Genomic DNA, 1,417 nt, shown 5'->3' with positions numbered 1-1,417 from the left:
GGCCGCGTCCGTTTGAGTGGTGGTCTTTCGCTTCGTTGCGATGATCAGCTGTCGTTAGTTTAGGCGGCGGTGATCTCGGGGAGTATCACCGCCTCGTCGATGGTGGGGGTGGTCGCGGTGAGCTCGGTCATGGAGGCTTCGGAGAAGTAGCGGCGGTCGGCGGCTTCCCATTCGTCGTGTTGCTCGACGAGGACGGAGCCGGCCAGGCGGAGCAGGGCGGCGTTGTTCGGGAACACGCCAACGACGTCGGTGCGGCGCTTGATCTCCCGATTGAGGCGTTCCAGCGGGTTCGTGGACCAGATCTGTCGCCAATGCCGGGCGGGGAACGCTTTGAACGCGAGGATGTCGTCACGGGCGTCGGTGAGCATCACGGCGGTCTTGGGGTGGACGCGCTCGATCATGCGCACGACTTCGTCGAACTGGGCATCGATGTGCTCGGCGTCGGGTTGGGCGAAGATCGTGCGGATCACGCTGGCGACCATCTCCTGCCGGCCCTTCGGGAGGGCGGTCAGGACGTTGCGCATGAAGTGGACGCGGCAGCGCTGCCAGGCGGCGCCCTGCAACACGGTCGCTGCGGCCTTCTTCAGTCCGGCGTGGGCGTCGGAGATCACCAGCTTCACCCCGCCCAGACCTCGTGTCTTCAACGAGCGCAGGAACTGCTTCCAGAACTCCTCGGTCTCGCTGTCTCCGACATCGAAGCCCAGCACGACCCGCCGCCCGTCAGCGGCGACGCCGATCGCGACGACGACCGCCTGGGACACGACACGGTGGTCGATGCGGACCTTGCAGTAGGTCGCGTCGAGGAACACGTAGGGGTAGGCGATGTCAGACAGCGAGCGGTCGCGGAACGATGCGACCTCGGCGTCGAGCCCTTGGCAGATGCGGGACACCTCGGACTTCGAGATGCCAGTGTCAGCGCCGAGCGCTTTGACGAGGTCATCGACCTTCCGGGTTGAGACGCCGTGGAGGTAGGCCTCCATCACGACCGCGAACAAGGCTTGGTCGACCCGGCGGCGCCGCTCCAGCAGCGACGGGAAGAACGACCCCTGCCGCAACTTCGGGATCCGCAACTCCAGATCCCCAGCCGTGGTCGACAGCACCCGCGGCCGGGAACCGTTGCGGGTAGTCGTGCGCTCGCTCGTGCGCTCGTAGGGGGCGGCGCCGATGAATGCGGCTGTCTCCGCGTCGATCAGCTCCTGGTAGAGCCGCTCGGTCGCGGCTCGGATGCGGTCGGTGGTGCCGGTGAGCTTCAGTTCCCCGAGCAGCTCGAGGAGGGCAGACTGGTCAAGAGCCATCGTGCGGTGTCGTCTTTCTGTGTGAGTTCTTGGTCGTTCTCACTGACCATCGCACGATGGCTCACCCCGTCGCGGTCACGACGCCGCGGGCCCGAAAGACCACCACCCCGCGGGACTCCAGG

Annotated in this window: 1 protein-coding gene; it reads right to left on the bottom strand. The window is 66.4% G+C overall.

Translation table 11 applies throughout. The features are described from left to right. Window positions 1-59: 59 nt before the first annotated feature. Complete coding sequence (locus tag ID804_RS12110; RefSeq protein WP_046746337.1) at window positions 60-1,295, bottom strand: IS256 family transposase; 1,236 nt, start codon at window positions 1,293-1,295, stop codon at window positions 60-62. Window positions 1,296-1,417: the final 122 nt, after the last annotated feature.

It is taken from the genome of Microcella alkalica (assembly GCF_014595885.1).
Lineage (GTDB): Bacteria > Actinomycetota > Actinomycetes > Actinomycetales > Microbacteriaceae > Microcella > Microcella alkaliphila_B.
Note: the sequence above shows the minus strand (reverse complement) of the source record. Positions and strands in the feature narration are given on the sequence as shown.